Source organism: Micromonospora sp. NPDC051543 (assembly GCF_044454415.1).
Taxonomy (GTDB): domain Bacteria; phylum Actinomycetota; class Actinomycetes; order Mycobacteriales; family Micromonosporaceae; genus Micromonospora.
Genome location: NZ_JBITDT010000018.1, coordinates 77,266 through 98,670 on the forward strand (window position 1 = coordinate 77,266; position 21,405 = coordinate 98,670).

Below are 21,405 nucleotides of genomic sequence, written 5' to 3' on the forward strand. Positions count from 1 at the left end.
GGTCCTGCTCAGGCGGGTCGGTATGCGATGCAGGGGAGGCCGTAGGTGCAGGCGGGGGATCGCATTGGTGACCGGTACGAGTTGACGTATCCCGTCGGTCGCGGGGGAATGGGTCAGGTCTGGGCCGGCTTTGATCAGCGACTCGACCGGCCGGTGGCGATCAAGTTTCTTCGGCAGACCGAGGTGCCGGAGGACGAGCGCGAGACGGCAGGCAAGCGCTTCCGGCGGGAGGCCAGAGCGACCGCGAGGCTCGACCACCCCGGCGTTCCGGCGGTGCACGACCTGGGTGTGCACGGTGAAGACCTCTTCCTCGTCATGCAGCTCGTGCCGGGGATCGTCCTCGCCGACCACATCGCCGAGCAGGAGCGTCTGTCTGTTGGTGAGGCGGTTGTCATTGCGGCGCAGGTCTGTTCGGTGCTCGAGGCCGCACACGCCGCTTCTCTCGTACACCGTGACCTGAAGCCGCAAAACCTCATGATCACACCGGCGGGAGTGGTCAAGGTGCTCGATTTCGGTGTGGCCGCGTTGCTGAGCCCGACCGAGGCATCCCGCCTCACCGCGACTGGCCGTACGCTCGGAACCCCTGCCTACATCGCACCCGAGCAAGCGCAGGCCGGACCGGTTGGGCCCGCCGCCGATCTGTACGCCTTGGGCTGCATCCTGTTCGAGATGCTCGGTGGGCACCCTCCGTACGAGGCGACGAACGCGCCAGACATGATGCGTCGTCACCTGTATTCGCCGATTCCCATCATCGGCGAATATCGCTCGGATGTGCCCGACGACCTGGCGCATCTCTTATACTGCCTGCTGGCCAAGGATCCGGCGGAGAGGCCGGCGTCGTCGGGCGAGGTTCACCGGCTCCTCACTCCGTTCGCTCATGGCGACGACAAGCCAGGCTCTGTGGCCGAGCGGGTCGGCAAGAGGAACTTCAATGCCACAGCGCGCACAGCCTCGGCACCCCCGATGAGCTTTCAGGAAGGGCTTACGGAATCACGGGCGCGGGCACGGGAACTCGCCGAGGATGAGCTCTTCGTGCAGGCTGCCGAAGTGTTGGAGCGAGCCCTTCACTCGCTGCCGGAAGACGAGGGTGAGTTGCTAGCTGTTGAGGCAATATCGGTCCGCGCGGACATCGCGAATCTCCTAATGTTGGCAGGTGATTTCCAACGGGCCCGAGGCGCCTTCGCGGCGTTGGCCCATGATCTAGACCAGTCAGGCGGCCAGCAGGATCTTGCCGAGGAGTGCTGGCATCAGGTGTTGGTTTGCGAGACCGAGATGGGCCAAGTCACCAGCAACAGTCTCGTCCCGCCCAAGCTTCGTCTGTAGCCCTCATCCAAGTTCCTGTAGCTGGCATGTGGACGGTTGGCGCACCGGAAGATACGGTCGACGCCATGCTCGCACGGACCTGTCGTGATGAGGTGCTTGAAGCAGCTCATGAATTGGCTGCTCAAAGCGTCGATGGCAGCTTCACCGCCGAGGACGTCGTACGCCTGCTGATCAGCAGGGGAAGCGTCTTCGCAGCGAGCACGATTCGCACTCACGTCGTCTCGCGTATGTGCGTGGATGCTCCAGCTCACCATGCCGTCCGCTATCCGGACCTCACTCGCGACGGTGGACGCTACCGCCTGGTCGATTTCAGCGGGTGAGCGTGTGGTCTCGGGGCTGCCGACGAAGGCGGACCAAGCCGTCAGCGCGGCAGCCAGATGAACCGGCGTCATGGCAGGTTGCCGTCGTCCCCCTAGCGACCTTCGAGATGAATTTCGCGGTGTGATTGCCGGTTACAACGAGACGACGACCGGTTGGATCTGGACGTTCTTGGTCAGTTGCTCCGGTGAGGGAACGGGCGTGCTGATGTTGACGGACAGGTTGTAGCCGTAGATTGCCACTCCGTCGAGGTGGTTCGCGCCCGGCCAGTCCGACTCCAGGCGGACCGCCATCCGAGTAGGAAAGTTGGTCACCTTCTCGGCGCACGACCGGATCAGGACCATGCTCGGTGTGGCGGTCAGGTGGGTGGCCAGCATCCGGGCCAGCTTCTTGTAGGTCCAACCCCAGTCCTTGGCGCCGGCCTCGGCGTCGCCGATCTCCTCGTCGTTGCCGTGTGCGCGGATGCACAGTGGCTCGCCTGCCTGCACCCCGGCCAGGTAGGTCGCCAACTGCCGATCCGCCTCCGCCTGCGTGAGCCCGGCGTCGATGGGCAGGAGGGAGCCCCACGCCGCCGCGCCCGATTCGGCTCCCTCAGATTGACGGCGGGTATTCGGATCCTGGGTCGCCACGATGAACATGACATGCACCTCCGGGCTCGCTGCCTTATTGGGCGGACGAGAGGACGTTAGCCCGATGGGCGAAGAACCACGCTGTCGGCTATCCGGCCCGAATTACCGTGGTCGCATGTCGGACAACTGTCCGCCGGATATCTGTGGACGGGGTTGACCAATCCCAGTCGCTCGACTCGCAATTTCTGGACAAACAATTTGCGCGCGGCCGAGCTCGAAGATGGTATGGGGTTCCGCCCTCCTCGGCCGCGACCCGCGCTTCCGCGAGCATGGCGAAGCGGCGGCATACCGCTGCTGCCTCCGCGTGGGGCCGCGCATCGGCGGCGGGACGGCGACGGACTGTCGGTCAGTGGACGCACAGACTGGTTCGGCGCGGGCTCAGTACGAGCGGGTGATCGCGGTGTGGGTAGCAGCGACAACACCCGCGTTGTGTCGCTCGACGCCACGGGATGCGAGTAGAGGGCCGAAGACCAGGTATGCGATCCACGTCAGGGGCATCGTCACGAGACCGACGACAGCGAATATGAGGAGGAAGTTGATCCAGAAGAGCCCCCAGAAGGACAGCATCAGGAGCACTCCGGTTGACGTGCGACCGGCATACAGGTTGCCCACGCCGAAGATGCCGAAGAGGCCCAGGATCAGCTCGAGGGCGACGGCAGCACCGGCAGATTTCTGTGGAATGAGCACCGCTTGGGGTCCGACGTAGACCGACTGTGTGGGGACCGGAACGTGATATTGCTGAGTAACAGGTACCGGTAGCTGCTCGGTCGGTGCGGGCTGCCACTGCTGATAGGGATCGGGATGAGTCACTGCACGAGTCTCGCGTTCGGATAGTCTGTGAGTCACCCGCCGTTTGGTCCCGTGCATCGGACTGCAAGGGCCGTTCCCGCGTCCGTGTGGCCACCGGGTGTGCGACTTCAGCGGATCAGCGCGTTGTCGCGGACGCTGCTGACCAAGGCGGACCACATGGTTGGGCGGAAGGTGAGTGTCGGTGCGGCCTGATCCTTGGAATCCCGGACGGCGACGATGCCGGGGACGTTGCTGGCCGCCGTCTCGTCCCGGCTGCTGCGGCTAACGCTCGGTCGGGCGGATCAGCTCGACCTGGTCGCCGGGCTCGACTTCAACCCTGCCCTTGCCGTGGCGGATCTCCAGCACTGGAACGCCTTCGTCCAGTTGCAGCTCGTTCCGTTCCTGGCCGGTCGGCATCCGGGCGATGACCGACGCGCCGGCAGGCAACTCGACCCGCTGGCGATCGGGCGCGCGTCGCACCCGCGTCCCGTGCCCGCGGACGGTGCTGACCAACCCTTCGGACCGCAGGATCGAAATCGCCATCCGGACCGCCTCGCGGCCAATGCCGTACTCCTGTGTCAGCCGGGCTTCGCTCGGCAGCGACACCCCGGGTGCCAGTTCACCGGACTCAATCTGCCTCCGCAGCAGGTCGGCGACCTGCACGTAGACGGGCGTGTGGGAGCGCGGATCGATGGTCATGCCTGCTGAGCCTTGTCCCCCCGTGTGCCGCACTGGTTGTGCCCCTGTGCCCCTCTCCGTATATTCATCAAGGCGGCGGCAGTTGTAGCCGGGATGCGGATCTGTAGCTCGGTCGAGTGAGACCTTGCCGCAGCCTGCTGCCGTGGGCTGTCCAATGCGGCGGCAGGCCGCGTGTGTTCGCGTAAGCGACATGCACGCCGTCCCGCCCCTCAATCATCGGAAAGCAGGTTGGCGAGATGAGCGTCCGCAACCAACGACCGGCGCGGGATGTCGGAGTGAGCCGCTCCGGCGCGTACACCAGTTTGTTGCCGTGGCAGGTGCGTGAGCGGCGCTTCGCGGCGGCCGGGCTCGGACGTCGCGGTCTCAACCCCGACGACGTGTACGCCTTCCTCGACCGGGTCGCCGTGGACATGGCCACCGTCTACGCGGCCCTCGCCCAGAGCCGCCGCGAGGTCACCCGGATCAAGGGTGAGCTGAACCGCCGCAACGCGGCGCAGGAGCAGCCCCGATGAGCCAGCGGTACGTCATCCACCTGCCCGTCGTCGCCACCGACCTGCCCGCCGCACAACGCTTGGCCCGGGTCATCGGCCGCTGGATGCTGGTGCTGCCAATGGTGGACCCGGGGGAGACCACCGTCTCGGAGGAGGACCAGCAGTACCTGCGCCACCGGGTCTTCTGCGACCTGCGGCTGCCCGGCGGCCGGCGCTGCCTGCTGCGCGACGGCCACGACGGCGAATGCTCCCGCCGCTTGCGCCGATGAGGGAACCGCCGCCGGCCGAGCGGGGCCGGCGGCCGAACCGACGCTTCAGTACGTGAAGCTCCAGAGGAAGTAGAACCCGGGTGCGTTGGGACCGTACTGGCGGTACTCGCAGTAGTACCAGCTCCACTGGCCGGTCTGGACACCCTCGCTGCCGTAGCTGTTGCAGAACTGGCCGTCGTAGTAGACGCCGCGGAGCGTGCCGCCCTGCGGGTCGGCTGCCGCCGGGGCGGCGCCGGTCCCGACCAGCCCGCCGATTGCGAGCGTCGCCGCCACCGCCAGCGTCGCCCATCTGCGTCCGCGCATGGAGTCTCCTTCCGTCACCGTCCACAGTGCACGTGCTCCGCGCCGAGTCGAGACCGGGACATCGAAGTTGGTGAAAGTTAGGCTATCCGCTGGCGCGGCCGGTATAGAACGGGCCGAACGGGTGGCGCAGGAGTGTGGCCGAATCCGGGCCGGCCGGCGATCAGGCCGAGGAAGATTGCCTCCGTGACGAGCAACGACGCGCACCGGGGGTGGTCCGCCCGGACAGCCTGGCAGGGGCGGATCAACGCTCCGCTGCGCGCGTTCCTGCGCACCGAGACCGGCGGCGCGCGGGTGGTGCTGGTCGCCGCCGTGGTGGCCCTGCTCTGGGCCAACCTGCACCCGTCGTCGTACGAGTCGGTGTGGCGCACCACGCTGTCGGTCCGGCTCGGCGACTGGCCCGTATCGCACGACCTGCGTACCTGGGTCAACAGCGGCCTCATGACGTTCTTCTTCCTGGTCGCCGGGTTGGAGTTGCGCCGCGAGTTCGACATCGGCGAGCTGCGCGAGCGGCGTCGGCTGTGGTTGCCGATGCTGGCCGGGTTCGGCGGCATGCTGCTGCCGGTCGGGATCTACCTGGCGATCAACGCCGGGCGGTCCACCGCCGTGGGCTGGGGTGCGGTGATGGCCACGGACACGGCCCTCGCGCTCGGTGCGCTGGCCGTCTTCGGGCCGCGCTTCTCGGACCGGCTGCGGGCCTTCCTGCTGACGGTCGCGGTCGTCGACGACCTGGTGGCGATCGCGGTGCTGGCGGTCGCCTACCCGTCGCACTCCTCGCCGAGGGCCCTGCTCGTCGCGGCACTGATCTTCGCCGTCGTACTCCTCCTGCGGGTCTGGAAGGTTCGGCACGGCTGGTTCTACACGCTGCTCGGGGTGGCGGCCTGGCTCGCGGTGTCGGAGTCCGGCGTCGACCCGGTCGTGGTGGGCCTGCTGATGGGGCTGCTGACCTACGCGTACGACCCGGGTCGCAAGGACCTGCAGTGGGCGAGCGACCAGTTCCGCCTCTTCCGGGAGCAACCCACCCCCAAGCTCGCCCGGATGGCCCAGGCCGGGCTGACCGCCGCGCTGTCACCGAACGAACGACTACAGAGCCTCTACCACCCGTGGGCGAGCTACGTGATCGTGCCGCTGTTCGCGCTGGCGAACGCCGGGATCGTCATCGACGGCGAGCTGCTGGGCCGGGCCGTGACGTCTCCGGTCGCGCTCGGCGTGGTGGCGGCGTACGTCGTCGGCAAGCCGGTCGGCATCCTGATCACCTCGTGGTTGGTGACCCGGCTCAGCGGCGAGCGGTTCCGGCCGCCGGTCGGCTGGGTCGCCGTCGTGGGGGTCGGCACGGTCTCCGGTATCGGGTTCACCGTGGCGCTGCTGATCGCCAACCACGCCCTGCACGGCCCGGCACTGGACGAGGCGAAGCTCGGCATCCTCGTCGCGACGGTGGGCGCGTCCGTCCTCACCTGGCTGCTGTTCCGCATCGTCGCCCGGCTCTCGCCGACCCGCCGCGCGCGTGCGCTGCTCGGCATGGTCATGGGCATCGTCGACCTGAAACTTCCGGTGGATCCGGAGCGCGACCACCTGCGCGGGTCGCTCGACGCGCCGGTGACCGTGGTGGAGTACGGCGACTTCGAGTGCCCCTACTGCGGTCAGGCCGAACCGGCGGTCCGGGAGCTGCTGGCCGACTTCGCCAACGTCCGGTACGTCTGGCGGCACCTGCCGCTCACCGACGTCCACCCGCACGCGCAGCTCGCCGCCGAGGCCGCCGAGGCGGCGGGCGAACAGGGCGCGTTCTGGGAGATGCACGACCTGCTGCTCGCCCACCAGGACGCGCTCGACCCCGCCGACGTGATGCGCTACGCCGAGCAGCTCGGCCTGGAGCTCGATGAGTTTCGGGAGCACATGGTCAAGCGGATGGGCGTCGACCGGATCGCCGAGGACGTCGAGTCGGCCGACCTCAGCGGCGTCACCGGCACGCCGACCTTCTTCGTCAACGGCCAGCGCCACCACGGGGCGTACGACATCGCCGCGCTCAAGGCGGCGGTGAAGTCGGCGTTCACGAGCGCGCGGCTGCAACCCGAGTACCACCGTCGCGAGCCCGGCCAGGGTGGGGACGCGGCCCCGGAATGATCGCAATAAATGCGCTCCGACCTGGGTGAACCGCCGATATCGACGCGCTCTACGATCGCCGGCATGCGGATCGGTCCCCCCGCCGTGACGCCCGCCCTGGACGTGGAATCGCTCCCGCTCACGGCGGACGCCGTGGACGTCTATCAAACTCTCCTGCGGGTGGCGCCGGTGGCGCAGCGGGAGTTTCTGTCCACCGCGTCACCACGGGCCACGCGCGCACTCGCCGGCCTGCTGAGCAGCGGCGCCGTGCACCGCGACGACGCCGGCGTGCTGCACGTCCGGCCACCGCGTACCGCTCTGGAGAACTGGGCCGCGCTGCGGGAGATGGAGGCCGTCCGGGCGCGCGCCGCCGCCGAGACGCTGTCCGGGCTCTACACCGCCGTGCACGGCGCGGGCGCCGCGTTCGTCGAGGTGATCGAGGGCAAGGACGCCGTCCGCGAGCTGTTCCGCCAGTTGCAGGCCGGCGCTCGCGCCGAGGTACGCGGTCTGGAGCGCGGGCCGTACCTGCGCGACACCACCCGCGTGCCGGAGGAGGTGCAGTACGACGCGCTGCGCCGCGGGCGGCGGTACCGCTGCGTGTACGAGGGCGAGCTGCTGCACGACGAGGCGATGCTGGCGGCTGTGCGCGCCACGGTCGCCGCCGGTGAGCAGGCGCGCGTCTTTCCCGAGCTGCCCCTGAAGATGATGCTCGTCGACGCCGACCGCGCTCTGGTCGTCCTGCCCCGGGCCAGCGGTGACGAGGCCGACGCGGTGCTCGTGCACCGCTCCCGGTTGTTGGAGGGGCTGTCCGAGCTGTTCGAGGTGTTCTGGCGACTCGGAGCGCCGATCCACGCCACCGCCGACACCGCCGAACCGGACGCCGAGCCGACGGTGGCCACCCAGCGGCTGCTCGCGCTGCTCACCGCCGGCCTGACCGACGAGGCGATCGCCCGTGACCTGGGCGTCAGCAACCGCACGGTGCACCGTCGGGTCAGCCGCCTCCAGGAGTTGCTGGGCGCGCGCAGCCGGTTCCAACTCGGCGTGCAGGCCACCCGCCGCGGCTGGTTGTAACTGGCCGGATCCTGCCATGACCGGTCTTCGTCACGGCGGGACGGCGGCGGCGAAACACTCCTGGGCCAGGGTGAAGGCCGTTCGATCAATCGCTGTCTGAGAGGACGGGACGATGCCCCATCCCACGACCGGGTCGCGCCACCCACGCCGCGTGCGCCGGCCGGCCGCCCTGCTCGCCGTGACCCTGGTCGCGGCGGCCCTGACCAGCGGCGCGACCGGCACCCCAGCCAGCGCGGCCACGGCCACCGAGCCGGACACCGCCGCCCTGGCCGCGTCGCTGGCCAGCCAGCGGCTCACCTGGGAGCCGTGCGGGCTGGCCGAGGTCAGCCCCGAGGACGAGGCGCAGCTGCGCCTGTCCTGCGCGACGGTCACCGTGCCGCGCGACTGGCACAACCCCCGCGACGGCAGGACGATCCAGGTCCGGATCAGTCGCACCGCCGCGTCCGGTAGCGACCGTGCGGGCATCCTGCTGGTCAACCCGGGTGGCCCGGGCGGCAGCGGCCTGTCGCTGGCGCCGTACGTGGCGCGGTCCGCGCCCGCCCTCGCCGAGCGGTACGACGTGATCGGCTTCGACCCGCGCGGGGTGGGGCAGAGCACCCCGCTGCTCTGCACGGTTACCTACCGCGACACCGACAACACCAACGACCTGATCACCCAGGCCAACGTGCGCGGGTGCCGCAGCACCGAGCTGACGAAGTACATCACCACCGAGCAGACCACGTACGACATGGACTTCATCCGGGTGCTGCTGGGCGAGCGCAAGCTCAACTACCTCGGCTACTCGTACGGCACGTGGCTGGGCACCTGGTACGCGGCGACGTTCGGCAGCCGGACGGGCCGGATGGTGCTCGACTCGGTGGCGGCGGTCGGCTCGCCGACGCTCCAGGAGACCTGGGACCTGCAACCGTTCACCCGGGACCGGGCGTTCCAGGAGCAGTTGCTGCCGTACATGGCCCGCCACGACGACCTGTACGGCCGGGGCAGCGACCCGATGAAGATCCGGGAGATGTTCGAGCGGGCCGGCGGCACCCGCGTCGGCATGGGACCGTTCATGTTCGGCTGGTTCATCCTCGGCGCGCTCTACGACACCCAGAACTATCCGACGGCCGCGGCGGCGGTGAACACCGTCATCCAGTACTACGAGGAGTGGAACGGCTGGACGCCTGAGCAGATCCTCAGCGCCGCGACCGCGAAGCTGCTCGCCGCGCCGGGCATCACGGCCGACGACCGGGGGTACATCGAGCAGTCCCGCGTCGCCGCCCAGGCGACGCTGAAGACCCAGCGTGACCGGTCCCTGCTGGCCCAGGGCACGGACGAGTACACGTACGACATCGACTACGTCTTCGAGGTGATCCGCTGTCAGGACGGGCAGTGGAACGACAGCATCGCGCACTGGAACGCGTTCAGTCGACGCCTCACCCGGGACGCGCCGCTGGTCGCCCCGTACCTGCAGAACCCGCCGGCGTGCGCGTACTGGCCGACCAGCAACCGGATGCCGAAGTTCGACCGTAAGACCTTCCCGAAGGTCCTGATGCTCCAGGACGAACTCGACGTGGCGACCGCGTACGAGGGCGCGCTGGCGGCGTCGAAGAGGCTGCCCGGCGCGTCGATGATCAGCGTCGACAACGAGGGCAGCCACGGTGTCTTCCCGTACTACACCCCGTGCGTGGACGACCCGGTCTACGCCTACCTGCTGGACGGTCGTCTGCCCGCCGAGACGTACGCGGGCTGCCAGGCGGTGCCGCTGCCGGGCGAGAGCGCGGTGTTTGAGGTGGGCGGCAAGCTGACCGGCAAGGGGACGGTGCGGACCCGTCTGATCACCGACGACATGCGGGCGGCGAACCGCATGCTCAAGCGGATGCTGCGCACCGAGCCGGGACCGTCGTACCCGGAGTGACGCCGATCGGGGAGCGGGCGGCGAGCTGCCGCCCGCTCCTCAGTGCATAGGACACCGCCTCTTGACTCCCGGGCAACATCGGGCCACCATCTGACAACGTTGTCAACCACCCCCGATCACCTGACAACGTTGCCACCCTGGAGGCGCAATGTCCGAGCCATCGCCCGTTTCGCGGCGTACCTTCCTCTCCGCCGGAGCGACGCTGCTGGCGTCGGTCGGGGTGACCGCCGTCCTGCCGGACGCGGTCGCTGCCGCCGCCGCGCCGTCGGCCGGCGGCCCGTCGACCACCACCGACCTGGCCAGATACCGCCCGGTGGCGGTCTCCTCGACCGACTACGCGCCGACGCCAGCCGCGTTCGCCGTGGACGGCCTGCCCCAGGTGGGCGTCCGGGGCAGCGGATGGCGGGCCGCGAACGGCGATCCGCAGTGGATTTCGGTGGACCTCCAGGCGCCGTGCCGCGTCGAGGCCATCACCCTGGTCTTCGAGGCGACCCTCGCCGACGGGCCGTTCGACGGCAACTACACCGACACCGACGGCGACGAGATCCTCTCCAGCGCCGCGACGGCGTACCGCATCGAGGTCTCCACCGACGGCCGCGACTGGCGGTCGGTGTACGAGACCACCGACGGCCAGGGCGGTGTGCAGGCCATCAAGCTCCCGGAGCCGGTCACCGCGCGCTGGGTCCGGATGACGGTCACCAGGCGGTCGAACACCAATCCGGTCGGCCTGAACGGCTTCCAGGTCTACGGCGTCGCCCTGGCACCTCGCCCGAAGGCGGAGGGCTGGACGAGCTGGGAGGGCGGCAACACCGGTCGGGCGCCCGAGCTGACGGTGGCCCCGGACGACACGGTCGCGCTGGAATCCGGCTGGTCGTTGACGATGGACGACTTCGCGGGCACCACCGACGGGGCCGAACTGTCCCGGGCCGGTGTCGACGTCGGCTCGTGGCTGCCGGCCACCGTGCCCGGCACCGTGCTGGGCACCCTCGTCGAGCAGGGGCACCTGCCCGACCCGGTCGCCGGCTTCAACAACCTGCGCATCCCGGAGGCGCTGTCGCGGCACACCTGGTGGTACCGGCGGGCGCTGCGGTTGCCGCGCGGCCTGGACACCTCCGCCGGCCGCCGGATCTGGCTGGAGTTCGACGGCATCAACCACGAGGCCACCGTCTGGGTCAACGGCGTGCAGGTCGGCGGCGTGAAGCACCCGTTCGCGCGGGCCGCCTTCGACATCACCGACGCCCTCGCGGGCCACCGCGACCACGTCCTGGCCGTCCGGGTGACCCCGATGCCGCACGTCGGCACCCCCGGAGACAAGGGCCCCGACGGGCGCACCTTCCTGCAGTCGGCCCACCACTACCTCGACGCGCCGACCTACCTGGCGGTGTCCGGCTGGGACTGGATGCCCGCCGTCCGCGACCGCGTCACCGGGCTGTGGGACCACGTACGGCTGCGCAGCACCGGCGCCGTGGTCGTCGGCGATCCGCACGTCGAGACCACGTTGCCGAAACTGCCCGACACCGGCACGGCCGAGGTGACCATCCGGGTGCCGGTGCGCAACGCCACGGCCACCGCGACCACCGTCACCGTGCGCGCGGAGTTCGACAAGGTACGCGTCGAGTCGACGGTGACCGTCCCCGCCCACGAATCCGTGACTGTCACCTTCGCGCCCGAGCGCTTCCGGGCCCTGCGCCTCGCCAAGCCCCGCCTCTGGTGGCCGAACGGCTACGGCGAGCCGCACCTGTACGACCTGACGCTCACCGCCACCGTCGGGCGCGCGGTCAGCGACCGGCGTGAGGTGCGCTTCGGTGTCCGCCAGTTCGGCTACGACTGGCACCAGCCGGTCGTGATCTCCCCACCCGGCCAGCCGCCGCTGGACTTCGTCGACGGGGCCGCCACGCAGACCGTCACGTTCGACCGGCAGCACGCCCGGCACGTGCGTATCCAGGCGGGCCAGCGCGCCACCGGTTGGGGCATCTCGATGTACGCGCTGTCGGTGGCCGACGGCTCGGGCCCGGACCTCGCGCTGCGCCGCGACGCGACCGCCTCGTCGGCGGAGAACGACACCAACGTGCCCGCCAAGGCGGTCGACGGTGACATGTCGACCCGCTGGGCCTCGCAGGCCGAGGACGACCAGTGGCTCCAGGTCGACCTCGGCGCCGCCGTCGACTTCGACCGGGTCACCATCGTCTGGGAGCAGGCGTACGCCTTGGACTACCGCGTCCAGGTCTCCGCCGACGGGCAGGAGTGGACGGACGTCAAGTCGGTCAGCAACGACACCCCGCTGGGCAGCCGCGCCACCCAGGTCGAGACGTTCGCCAGCCGGACCGCTCGGCACCTGCGCATCCGGACCGGCGCACGGGTGACCTCGTGGGGTGTCTCGATGTGGGGGTTGTCGGTGCAACGGCAGGCCGAGCCGGACGTCGACCTGGCGCTGCACCGGACGGCGACCGCGTCGTCGTCCGACGGCGACTCCAACGGGCCGGACCGGGCCGTCGACGGCAACCCACGGACCCGGTGGTCGTCGGCGTTCGAGGACAACCAGTGGATCGCCGTCGACCTCGGTGCTCCGGTCGCCTTCGACCAGGTGACGATCGTCTGGGAGCAGGCGTACGCCCGCGACTTCGTCATCCAGGTGTCCGACGACGGGCAGTCGTGGAGCGACGTCAAGGCGGTCAGCAACAAGATCACCGAGCTGAAGATCAGCGTCAACGGCGTGCCGGTGTTCGCCCGGGGCGGCAACTGGGGCTGGGACGAGCTGCTGCGCCGGGTGCTGCCCGACCGGCTGGCCGACACGGTCGAGATGCACCGCGACATGAACTTCACCATGATCCGCAACTGGCTGGGTAGCAGCAACCGGGAGGAGCTGTACCGGGCCTGCGACGAGCAGGGCATCCTCGTCTGGAACGACTTCTGGCAGGCCGGCGGCTTCCTGCCCAACCCGCCCGGCTACGTCGACATCGCCGCCGACACGATCCGGCGGTTCCGGCACCACCCGAGCATCGTCGTCTGGTGCGGCGCGAACGAGGGCGACCCACCGCCGATCGTCGACGCCGGCCTCAAGCAGGCCGTCGCCACCGAGCACCCGGAGATCCTGTACATCCCCAACTCCGCCAGCGGCATCGTGAGCGGACGCGGACCGTACGGCTGGGTCGACCCGACCACCTACACCGACAAGACGATCTACGAAGCCGACTCGTTCGGCTTCCACACCGAGATCGGCATGCCCGTCGTGTCGGTGGCCGAGAGCATGCGCAACCTGGTCGGCGACGCTCCCGAATGGCCGATCGGCGAGGTGTGGAACTACCACGACTGGTCGACCATCGGTAACCAGCGCGTCGGCACGTACCAGGACGCGATCGACACGCGGCTCGGCGCGTCCGGCTCGCTCGACGAGTTCGCCGCACGGGCGCAGTTCGTCAACTACGAGAGCCACCGGGCCATGTTCGAGGCGTGGAACGCCAACCTGTGGCAGGACGCCACCGGCCTGCTGCTGTGGATGTCGCACCCGGCGTGGCACAGCACGGTCTGGCAGACGTACGACTACGACCTGGACGTCAACGGCGCCTACTTCGGCGCCCGCAAGGGGTGCGAGCCGGTGCACGTCCAGGCCGACCCGGGCACCTGGCAGACGCGGGTGGTCAACCACACCACGGCCGCGCTCACCGGTGTGACGGTCACCGCCCGCCGGTACGACCTCAACGGCCGGTCGTTGGGCGCCGCGCAGCGTCAGCGGGTGGACGTGGCGCGCTCGTCGACGACGCCCGCTTTCGCCGTGGCCGCGGCGGACGGCGGTGGGCTGCACCTGGTCCGGTTGGAGCTGCGCGACGGCCGGGACCGGCTGCTCGCGGAGAACACCTACTGGCGCTACGACAAAGCCGAGCAGATGCGGGCGCTCAACACCCTGGCGGGCGCCCGACTGTCGACGTCGACGAGCGGCGTACGCGTCGTGGACGGCCGGAACACCGTCACCACGACGGTCCGCAACCAGGGCCGTACGGTCGCCGCCATGGTCCGGCTCGCCGTGCGCGACGAGCACGGGAAGCGGATCCTTCCGGCCCGCTACGAGGACAACTATCTCTGGCTGCTGCCGGGGGAGACGCGTCAGGTCCGGATCTCCTGGCCGGCGCGGCCGGGCCTGCCCCGCAGGGCCACGGTGACCGCGCAGGCGTACAACAACGCGGCCTAGCATTGCGCGCTGGGAGGCCGCCGACGGCGGTCTCCCAGCGCCACCCGGGCCACCAGTGAGGTGTTGTCATGTCGTTCACCACCCGACCGACCCTGCAGGGCACCTTCGGCATGGTGTCGTCGACGCACTGGCTCGCCAGCCAGTCGGCGATGGGGATCCTCGAACGCGGCGGCAACGCCTTCGACGCCGCGGTGAGCGCCGGGTTCGTCCTGCACGTCGTCGAACCCCACCTCAACGGCCCGGGCGGTGAGGTGCCGGCGATCGTCGCCACCGCCCGGGATCCGCGTCCGAGGGTGCTGTGCGGGCAGGGGCCCGTACCCGCCGGGGCGACGATCGCCCACTTCCGGTCGCTCGGCCTGGACCTCGTCCCGGGCGCCGGCCCGCTCGCGGCGGCCGTGCCCGGCGCGGTGGACGCGTGGCTCCTGCTGCTGCGCGACCACGGCACGCTCTCCCTCGCCGAGGTTCTGGGACCGGCGATCGGCTACGCCGCCGCCGGCCACCCCCTGGTGGGCGCGGTCGGTGCGACGGTGGCGGCCGTGCGGTCGCTGTTCGAGGAGCACTGGCCCACGTCCGCCCAGCTGTGGCTGCGCGGTGGCCGGCCGCCGGTCGCGGGGGAGCGGTTCGCCAATCCGGCGTACGCGCGCACGCTGCGCCGACTCGTCGAGGCGGGGGAGGCGGCCGGCGGGGACCGGGAGGCGCAGATCGAGGCGGCCCGCCGAGCCTGGGGTACGGGCTTCGTGGCCGAGGCGATCGACGCGTTCGGCCGGCGGCCGTTCCGCGACTCCAGCGGACGCGCACACGCCGGGCTGGTCACCGGCGACGATCTGGCCGCGTTCTCGGCGACCTGGGAAACGCCGACCACCCTCGACTGGCAGGGCTGGACGGTGGCCAAGACCGGCTTCTGGGGCCAGGGTCCGGTGCTGCTCCAGACGCTCTCCGTGCTGGACGCGCTCGACGACGAGGGCGCGTACGACACGGCGAGCGCCGCCGGCATCCACGCCCAGGCCGAGGCGTTGACGCTCGCGTTCGCCGACCGCGAGGCGTGGTACGGCGACAGCGCCGACGTGCCCGCCCCGGCACTGCTGGACCCGGCGTACGCGCGGGACCGGGCGGCTCTGATCGGTGACCGGGCGTCGGGCGAGCTGCGACCCGGACGTCCCGGCGGTGCGCAGCCGCGCCTGCCGGACCACCTCCGGTCGGGCGTCATCCACCGGGCCGACGTGCCGGACCCCACCACGGGCGAGCCGACCGTACGGTCCGACGGGGTCACCCGGGGCGACACCTGCCACGTCGACGTCGTCGACAGGTGGGGCAACATGATCTCCGCGACGCCGAGCGGTGGCTGGTTGCAGAGTTCACCCACGATCCCCGAGCTCGGGTTCCCGCTGGGCAGCCGGTTGCAGATGTGCTGGCTCCAGGAGGGACTGCCCGCGTCGCTCGTTCCGGGCCGCCGGCCACGGACCACGCTCAGCCCGACCCTGGTGCTGCGCGACGGGCAGCCCGTCCTGGCGTGCGGCACGCCCGGCGGCGACCAGCAGGACCAGTGGCAGGTGCCCTTCCTGCTGCGCCACCTCGTCGGCGGCCAGCACCTTCAGCAGGCCATCGACGCGCCCGCCTGGCACAGCCTCGGCGTCCCGTCGTCGTTCTACCCGCGCGACCGCGAGCCCGGCGTGCTGCTGGTGGAGGACCGGCTCGACGCCGCCGTGGTGACGGCCCTGCGGGCGTACGGGCACGAGGTGCGGCTCGCCGACGCGTGGAGCCTGGGTCGGCTCTGCGCCGTGACCCGCGACCCGTCCACCGGAGTGCTCGCCGCGGGCGCGAACCCGAGAGGCATGCAGGGCTACGCGTGTGGGCGGTAGTCAGGCGCCGCGCGCGAACAGCGCGAGGCGTACCCGGTTGGGGCTGTCGGTCTTGGTCATGAGGCTCGTGATGTGGGTCTTGACGGTGGTCACGCCGATGTGGAGCCGCTCGGCGATCTCGGTGTTGGACAGGCCCTCGGCGACCAGGGTCAGCACGTCCTGCTCGCGGGCGGTCAGCCCGTCGAACTGCCGGGGCGGCGTGACGCGGGCCCGCACCGCCCGCTCGACGAGCCGGTGCAGGACCTCCGGGCTGAACGGGCTGTCGCCCGTGGCGGCCCGCCGGATGCCGTCCAGCAGCTCGGCCGGCGGCGCGTCCTTGAGCAGGAAACCGCACGCGCCGGCGCTCAGGGCGGGGTAGAGGTGGTCGTCGTCGCCGAACGTCGTGAGCACCAGCACCCGGGTGGCGGGACGTTCGGCGAGGATGCGGCCGGTCGCGGTGATCCCGTCGACGCCGGGCATGCGCAGGTCCATGACGACGACGTCGGGGACGAGCCGCGCCGCGAGGGTGACCGCCTCGCGGCCGTTGTCGGCCTCGCCGACGACCTCGATGTCGGTCTGCGCGTCGCACAGCATGCGCAGGCCCGCCCGGATGAGGTGCTGGTCGTCGACGAGCAGGACACGGATCACGCCGGCCTCCGGGTGGGTGTTCCGGGCGGGGCCGTGGGGGCCCGGGGAGCCGGCGTGGGCAGGGTGTTCGGCAGGACGGTACGCACCCGCCAGCCCGTACCGGTCGGACCCGCCTCCAGCCGGCCGCCGAGGACCTCGACGCGTTCGGTCATCCCGGTGACGCCGTGACCACCGCCGGCCGGCACCGCCGTCGACGTAAGGTCACCGTCGACACCCCCGTCGTCGGTGACCTCCCAGTGCACGGCCCCGTCCCGGACCGCCACCACCAGGCGGGCCCGCGCGGACGTCCCCGCGTGACGTGCCACGTTTGTCAACGCCTCCTGGGTCAGCCGCAGCACCGCCAGACCCCGTACCGCGTCGAGCGAGCCGATCGCCGCGTCGACGTCGGCCTCCACGGTGATGCCGGCCTGGCGGGCCCGGTCGACGGCGGCGCCGAGGGCCGAGGGGAGCGCCGCGGGCTCGATCGCGGTCAGCGCGGCGTCGCCGCGTACCCCGTCGGGGTCGCGCAGCACCGCGACCAGCCCGCGCAGCTCCGACAGGGCCGCGGTGCCCGTGCCGTGCACGTCGTCGAACACCTCGCCCACCCGGGGATCGAGGTCGGTCAGGACGTGCCGGGCCACACCGACCCGCAGCACCATCGACGCCACGTGGTGGGCGACGACGTCGTGCAGCTCACGGGCGATGGCCGCGCGCTCGTCGGCGCGCGCCGCGCGGCCCTCCGACTCGCGGCGTCGCTGCTCGGCCAGCGCCCGCTCCAACGCCTGCCGGCCCAGCTCCCGGTTGCTCCGGATGACCAGGCCGAGCAGCACCGGGACGCCGACCTCCAGGCCCAGACCGACGACGCCGGAGCCGACCTGGCGCAGCGGGTCACCGATGCTGTTGGTCAGGTCGACCACGGTCAGCAGCCCGGCGGCCAGCCAGATCGTGCGGGCGCGGCCCGCGAGCATGGTGACCTCGAGCAGGGCCCAGCTCGCGCCCACCTGGTTGATGGTGATGTCATCGACGAGGCCGATCGCGACCGCCAGCAACGCCGTCTGCGCCACCAGGTTGACCACCGGCCGGCGGTACGCCACGACCGCCACGGCGAACGCGGCCAGCGCGAGGGTCCACTGTGTCGGCGTGGGAACGGAGGCGGCGTGGGGCACGAAGAGCAGGTAGCCCAACCCGCTGAGGTCGAGCAGCACCATCCGCACGCGCGTGTCCCGCGCGTCGAACAGCCGCCCCCACCACCCCACGATCGTCAGCCTAGGTGCCCGGTGTCGACGGCTGCGACCGCCGGTCGCGGCCACCTGGCCCGTACGCCCAGGTAGGCGGCCAGGCCGAGCGGTCCGAGCAGGATGGTCAGCAGCAGCACCGGCGCCATGACCAGCGCCGGTATCCCCCGTTCCCGGCTGTCCAACCACGCCCAGCGGCCCACGAACAGGTCGAACGCGATCATGTGCGCCCAGCCGGCCGCCGCGCCGTCCGGTGTGCCGAGCAGCGCGCGCACCCCGTCGAGGGTCGGCGACGCGACGGCGGGCAGCACCGTGCCGAACGCCGGCACCACCAGCAGCGCGTAGATCACCACTACCGGCAGCACGATCAGCGGCGACCCGACGATCCGGGCCGTCCACGACCAGCGCGGCAGCAGGATCATCAGCGCCCAGAACGGCGCGGCCAGCGCGAACGTCAGCGAGAACAGCGCCCCGGTCATGCCGCGAGCGCCAGCTCCGGGCGGCGGCGCGCGAGCACCAGGGCGGTGGCGGTCGCCGTCGCGACCGCCAGGGCCGCGACGACGGCCAGGGTGAGGGCGTCCGGGCGCAGCAGCGGCTGCCCGCGCAGGGCCTGCCAGGTCAACACCAGAGTGAGTACGCCGTACGCCGTGCCCGCGACGACCAGCAGCCGGATGCGGGTAGGCGCGTCCAGCCGGGACGCGTACCGGGTCAGCAGGATCGCCAGGAGCGGCAGGGCCTGCAGGGCGTGCAGCCCCACGAAGTGCCCGATCCGCAGGTCACCGCCCGTGGTGCTCCAACCGACCACGGGCAGCCCCGGCCCACCGTCGGCCACGCCCACGCTGTGCGCCCCCGAGACGCCCTCGATGCCCGGGTCCTGCATGGGAAGCACCATCGGCATGGCCGCGAGCATACCGAGCAGCGACAGGCCGAGCCCCCACCCGACGGCGGTCGCGGCGACCCGGTCGGGAATCCGCCGGATCAGCAGGACGACGGCGAGGACGAGGTGCGCGACGAACAGCACCATGATCGAGGCGCCCATCACCGCGAAGAGGATCGCGTTCAGCGGGGTGGTGGCGTTGAAGTGGCTCGTCGTGCCCCGGATCACCTGAGCGACGATCACCACCATCTCCACCAGCGCCAGCACGACGATGCTCGCCGCCGCCCACTCAGCGGCCCGGCTGCGACGCGGCAGCAGCGACAGCATCCACGCGAGCGTCGCGCCGTAGACGACGAAGGAGACCGCGAACTTGAACGGCTTGAGCCAGATCGGCGCCCCGGTGAGGACGCGGGGGTCGACGAGGATGCCGACGGCGGTGACGACGGCGAGCACCGCCGACGCGGCCGCGAAAAGGGTCAGCGGGCGGTTCCAGCGCGCCGCCCGGCGCAGAACGGTAGTCATGCCTGTAGATGCTCGTGGCCGCCCATGCGGTACGCGTCCGACCTCGGGCCCCGGTCGCGGCCCCTGGTCGGAGCCCGCCTCCTCCCTGGGTAGGAGGTGAGATCGGGCGCGATCCGCCGCCGATGCTGGCACAATGGCCGGCCTGCCGACCGGGGGAGTGACCGTGACGACCAGCGAGGACCGCGTCCAGCCGAACGAGACCACCGTGCCGCTGCTGCCCTGCCCGGCGCCCGAGGAGACCCTGGCGTTCTGGCGGGCCCTCGGCTTCGAGGTGACCTACGAGCAACTGCGACCGTACGTCTATCTGGCGTTCCGGTTCAGCGGGTTCGAGCTGCACTACGGCCCCGCGCCGAAGGACCTCGACCCGGCCCGGGAGCAGTCCGGCGGCGCCCTGGTCATGGTCGACGCGGTCGCGCCGTACCACGCGGCGTTCGCCGAGGCGATGCGCGGCGCGTACGGCAAGGCGCTCGTCAAGGGCCTGCCCCGGATGACCCGCTTCCGGGCGGGCGCGTCGCGGTTCAGCGTCGTCGACCCGTCGGGCAACACCATCATCTTCATCCGCCGCGACGAGCCGAAGGACCTGGAGTACGGCGGGTCGTCCGAGCTGCAGGGGCTGGCCCGGGTGCTGGACAACGCGCGGATCCTGCGCGAGTTCAAGACCGACGACCGGGCCGCCTACCGGGCGCTCGACTCGGGGATGCGCCGCCGGGCCGAGGACGCCCCGGTGGTCGAGCAGGCGATGGCGCTGGCCGCGCTCGTGGAGTTGTCGGTGGCGCTGGGCAAGACCGACCGGGTGCCCGAGTGGGGTGCCCGGCTGCGCGCGCTCACGCTGACGGAGTCGGAGCGTACCCAGGTGGCGGCCTATGTCGCGGACCCGGCCCTGCTGGAACCGTTCTGGTCCGCTCCACAGTGACGCGGCGGCCGGGGCCGGCACGGCCCGGCCCCGGTCCGGTCAGCGGTTCGCGGAGCTGCGGCGGAACAGCGCCGTCACGCCGGCCAGCAGGACGAGGAGCAGGCCGGTGAACCAGTTCATGGCCGTGATCGTGCTGACCGTGCGGGTGGCGATCCCGATGCCGAGGGCCGGCAGGCTCATCCCGAGGTAGGCGATGAGGAACAGCCCGGCCAGGGCCGCACCGCGCCGGGCCGGCGCGGCCATCGCCGCGACCGTGCCGACGGAGGCCTTGAACAGCACACCCGCGCCGACGCCGGCGAGCACGCCACCGAGCAGGAACGCGGTCAGGCTCGCGGTGTGCATCCCCACCAGCACGACGGGCACGCCGACGGCCTGCGCCAGCAACCCGAGCCGTACCTTCGCCGGGGCGGGCAGCCGGGTGGTGAGGCTCTGCGCCACGGCCGCGCCGCCGAACACGGCGAACACGACCGCGCCGGCCAGCGCCCGCGACGGCAGGTGCAGGGCGCCGGCGACGAAGCCCGGCGCCACGGAGGTGAACAGGCCGAACACGGCGAACGACGCGAAGCCGGCGGCGGTCGCCGCCACGTACCCGGCGGGGTCGCCGTGGTCGGTGCTGATTCGCTGCGGCCGGTAGGTGGGCCGGACCGGCGGCTCCAACACGGTCTCCGGTGTCGCCGCGACCGCCACGAGGCTGACGGCCAGCAGCACGGCGAACACCAGGTACGGGGTGCGCAGCGGCGCGTCGACGTACTGGGCGAGGACGCCCGCGACCAGCGCGCCGACGCCGAGGCCGCCGATGTTCGCGGCGGTGGAGACCACCTCGAACCGCTGCCGGGACGCGCCGGGGCGGTGCGCCGCGTGCAACTCCTGGAGGTACGCGGTCGCGGTCGCGGTGATCATGCCGATGCCCAGCCCACTCACCAGGCGGGCGACCAGCAGCACCGGCAGGGACGTGTCGCCCAGGAACAGCGCGGCGGCGACCAGTTCCAGGGCCAGCGCCGGGATGAGGATCTTCTTGCGGCCGACCCAGTCCGACACGTGCCCGGCGAGCAGCAGGCTGATCACCACACCCACCGCGTACGCCGCGAACACGATCGTGACCGTGAACGTGGAGAAGCCGTCCCGCGCCATGTAGAGCGGGTACAGCGGGGACGGAACGGTGCAGAACGCCATCGCGGTGAGGAATGCCAGGGCGATCGCCCAGAAGCCACGGCCGTGGCGGGACGATCCTTCGTCAGGGCCAGCCGGGGCGACGGGCTGGCGGGAGGGCAGGGTCGTTGACGACATGAGCCCACTGTCACCCGACCCGATCATCACGTCC

At 71.3% G+C, this 21,405-nt stretch carries 19 protein-coding genes and 1 pseudogene; 10 read left to right on the forward strand and 10 right to left on the reverse strand.

Features of this window, described 5'->3' with window-relative positions:
- Positions 1-45 precede the first annotated feature (45 nt).
- Entirely contained in the window at positions 46-1,323 is a 1,278-nt protein-coding gene (locus tag ACIA3K_RS27050) for a serine/threonine-protein kinase (RefSeq protein ID WP_396804468.1), read from the forward strand.
- Positions 1,324-1,388: 65 nt separating this feature from the next.
- Positions 1,389-1,643 (forward strand): hypothetical protein, encoded by a 255-nt coding sequence (locus ACIA3K_RS27055; protein ID WP_396804469.1) that lies wholly within the window; start codon positions 1,389-1,391, stop codon positions 1,641-1,643.
- 132 nt (positions 1,644-1,775) lie between these two features.
- Here ACIA3K_RS27055 and ACIA3K_RS27060 read toward each other — a convergent pair whose 3' ends face one another.
- From ACIA3K_RS27060 to ACIA3K_RS27075, 4 genes and pseudogenes are all read right to left on the reverse strand, one after another.
- Positions 1,776-2,279, reverse strand: coding sequence for a hypothetical protein (locus ACIA3K_RS27060; protein WP_396804470.1), 504 nt, complete (start codon positions 2,277-2,279; stop codon positions 1,776-1,778).
- Between the two features lie 369 nt (positions 2,280-2,648).
- Positions 2,649-3,080: a hypothetical protein gene (locus ACIA3K_RS27065; RefSeq protein WP_396804471.1), complete on the reverse strand. Its 432-nt coding sequence runs from the start codon at positions 3,078-3,080 to the stop codon at positions 2,649-2,651.
- Positions 3,081-3,187: 107 nt separating this feature from the next.
- Positions 3,188-3,304 (reverse strand): annotated as a pseudogene (locus tag ACIA3K_RS27070) (DUF397 domain-containing protein); the annotation flags it as partial.
- A gap of 37 nt (positions 3,305-3,341) precedes the next feature.
- Positions 3,342-3,758 carry a GntR family transcriptional regulator gene (locus tag ACIA3K_RS27075; protein WP_396804472.1) on the reverse strand — a complete coding sequence of 139 codons (417 nt, stop codon included), beginning with the start codon at positions 3,756-3,758 and terminating at the stop codon, positions 3,342-3,344.
- Positions 3,759-3,994: 236 nt separating this feature from the next.
- On the opposite strand from ACIA3K_RS27075, the gene ACIA3K_RS27080 reads away from it, so the two are divergent.
- Together ACIA3K_RS27080 and ACIA3K_RS27085 are read left to right on the forward strand one after the other, a co-directional pair.
- Positions 3,995-4,270, forward strand: a complete 276-nt coding sequence (locus ACIA3K_RS27080) for a DivIVA domain-containing protein (protein WP_396804473.1) — start codon at positions 3,995-3,997, stop codon at positions 4,268-4,270.
- Positions 4,267-4,518: a hypothetical protein gene (locus ACIA3K_RS27085; RefSeq protein ID WP_396804474.1), complete on the forward strand. Its 252-nt coding sequence runs from the start codon at positions 4,267-4,269 to the stop codon at positions 4,516-4,518. Before ACIA3K_RS27080 ends, ACIA3K_RS27085 begins: the two co-directional genes overlap by 4 nt.
- A 45-nt stretch (positions 4,519-4,563) precedes the next feature.
- Here ACIA3K_RS27085 and ACIA3K_RS27090 read toward each other — a convergent pair whose 3' ends face one another.
- Positions 4,564-4,821, reverse strand: coding sequence for a hypothetical protein (locus ACIA3K_RS27090; RefSeq protein WP_396804475.1), 258 nt, complete (start codon positions 4,819-4,821; stop codon positions 4,564-4,566).
- Between the two features lie 183 nt (positions 4,822-5,004).
- Here ACIA3K_RS27090 and nhaA point away from each other — a divergent pair, with 183 nt between their 5' ends.
- The 5 genes from nhaA to ACIA3K_RS27115 all read left to right on the forward strand — a co-directional run bounded on the left by nhaA (position 5,005) and on the right by ACIA3K_RS27115 (position 15,931).
- Positions 5,005-6,939: a Na+/H+ antiporter NhaA gene (gene nhaA / locus ACIA3K_RS27095; protein WP_396804476.1), complete on the forward strand. Its 1,935-nt coding sequence runs from the start codon at positions 5,005-5,007 to the stop codon at positions 6,937-6,939.
- 63 nt (positions 6,940-7,002) lie between these two features.
- The gene (locus tag ACIA3K_RS27100; RefSeq protein ID WP_396804477.1) at positions 7,003-7,989 is read left to right on the forward strand and encodes a LuxR C-terminal-related transcriptional regulator; all 987 of its coding nucleotides are present in this window, start codon (positions 7,003-7,005) and stop codon (positions 7,987-7,989) included.
- Positions 7,990-8,101: 112 nt separating this feature from the next.
- Positions 8,102-9,886, forward strand: coding sequence for an alpha/beta hydrolase (locus ACIA3K_RS27105; protein WP_396804478.1), 1,785 nt, complete (start codon positions 8,102-8,104; stop codon positions 9,884-9,886).
- Between the two features lie 148 nt (positions 9,887-10,034).
- Complete coding sequence (locus tag ACIA3K_RS27110) at positions 10,035-14,072, forward strand: discoidin domain-containing protein (RefSeq protein WP_396804479.1); 4,038 nt, start codon at positions 10,035-10,037, stop codon at positions 14,070-14,072.
- 68 nt (positions 14,073-14,140) lie between these two features.
- Positions 14,141-15,931, forward strand: a complete 1,791-nt coding sequence (locus ACIA3K_RS27115) for a gamma-glutamyltransferase family protein (protein WP_396804480.1) — start codon at positions 14,141-14,143, stop codon at positions 15,929-15,931.
- On the opposite strand, the gene ACIA3K_RS27120 is transcribed toward ACIA3K_RS27115, so the two are convergent.
- The 4 genes from ACIA3K_RS27120 to ACIA3K_RS27135 are packed head-to-tail and all read right to left on the reverse strand — an operon-like array spanning position 15,932 to position 19,171.
- Positions 15,932-16,558: a response regulator gene (locus tag ACIA3K_RS27120; protein ID WP_396804481.1), complete on the reverse strand. Its 627-nt coding sequence runs from the start codon at positions 16,556-16,558 to the stop codon at positions 15,932-15,934. It lies immediately after the preceding gene.
- Positions 16,555-17,793 (reverse strand): sensor histidine kinase, encoded by a 1,239-nt coding sequence (locus ACIA3K_RS27125; RefSeq protein ID WP_396804482.1) that lies wholly within the window; start codon positions 17,791-17,793, stop codon positions 16,555-16,557. Before ACIA3K_RS27125 ends, ACIA3K_RS27120 begins: the two co-directional genes overlap by 4 nt.
- A 5-nt stretch (positions 17,794-17,798) precedes the next feature.
- Positions 17,799-18,251, reverse strand: coding sequence for an ABA4-like family protein (locus ACIA3K_RS27130; RefSeq protein ID WP_396804483.1), 453 nt, complete (start codon positions 18,249-18,251; stop codon positions 17,799-17,801).
- Entirely contained in the window at positions 18,248-19,171 is a 924-nt protein-coding gene (locus ACIA3K_RS27135; protein WP_396804484.1) for a hypothetical protein, read from the reverse strand. Before ACIA3K_RS27135 ends, ACIA3K_RS27130 begins: the two co-directional genes overlap by 4 nt.
- Before the next feature lie 163 nt (positions 19,172-19,334).
- Here ACIA3K_RS27135 and ACIA3K_RS27140 point away from each other — a divergent pair, with 163 nt between their 5' ends.
- On the forward strand, positions 19,335-20,084 hold the full coding sequence (locus ACIA3K_RS27140; protein ID WP_396804485.1) for a glyoxalase: 750 nt from the start codon (positions 19,335-19,337) through the stop codon (positions 20,082-20,084).
- A gap of 39 nt (positions 20,085-20,123) precedes the next feature.
- On the opposite strand, the gene ACIA3K_RS27145 is transcribed toward ACIA3K_RS27140, so the two are convergent.
- A complete protein-coding gene (locus ACIA3K_RS27145) occupies positions 20,124-21,371 on the reverse strand; it encodes an MFS transporter (RefSeq protein WP_396804486.1) in 1,248 nt (415 codons plus the stop codon).
- Between the last annotated feature and the right edge of the window lie 34 nt (positions 21,372-21,405).

Coding starts and splice junctions, on each gene's coding strand:
- ACIA3K_RS27055 (WP_396804469.1), top strand. CDS start 1,389: ATGCTCGCACGGACCTGTCGTGATGAGGTGCTTGAAGCAGCTCATGAA.
- ACIA3K_RS27060 (WP_396804470.1), bottom strand. CDS start 2,279: ATGTTCATCGTGGCGACCCAGGATCCGAATACCCGCCGTCAATCTGAG.
- ACIA3K_RS27075 (WP_396804472.1), bottom strand. CDS start 3,758: ATGACCATCGATCCGCGCTCCCACACGCCCGTCTACGTGCAGGTCGCC.
- ACIA3K_RS27080 (WP_396804473.1), top strand. CDS start 3,995: ATGAGCGTCCGCAACCAACGACCGGCGCGGGATGTCGGAGTGAGCCGC.
- ACIA3K_RS27085 (WP_396804474.1), top strand. CDS start 4,267: ATGAGCCAGCGGTACGTCATCCACCTGCCCGTCGTCGCCACCGACCTG.
- ACIA3K_RS27090 (WP_396804475.1), bottom strand. CDS start 4,821: ATGCGCGGACGCAGATGGGCGACGCTGGCGGTGGCGGCGACGCTCGCA.
- ACIA3K_RS27100 (WP_396804477.1), top strand. CDS start 7,003: ATGCGGATCGGTCCCCCCGCCGTGACGCCCGCCCTGGACGTGGAATCG.
- ACIA3K_RS27105 (WP_396804478.1), top strand. CDS start 8,102: ATGCCCCATCCCACGACCGGGTCGCGCCACCCACGCCGCGTGCGCCGG.
- ACIA3K_RS27110 (WP_396804479.1), top strand. CDS start 10,035: ATGTCCGAGCCATCGCCCGTTTCGCGGCGTACCTTCCTCTCCGCCGGA.
- ACIA3K_RS27115 (WP_396804480.1), top strand. CDS start 14,141: ATGTCGTTCACCACCCGACCGACCCTGCAGGGCACCTTCGGCATGGTG.
- ACIA3K_RS27130 (WP_396804483.1), bottom strand. CDS start 18,251: ATGACCGGGGCGCTGTTCTCGCTGACGTTCGCGCTGGCCGCGCCGTTC.
- ACIA3K_RS27135 (WP_396804484.1), bottom strand. CDS start 19,171: ATGACTACCGTTCTGCGCCGGGCGGCGCGCTGGAACCGCCCGCTGACC.
- ACIA3K_RS27145 (WP_396804486.1), bottom strand. CDS start 21,371: ATGTCGTCAACGACCCTGCCCTCCCGCCAGCCCGTCGCCCCGGCTGGC.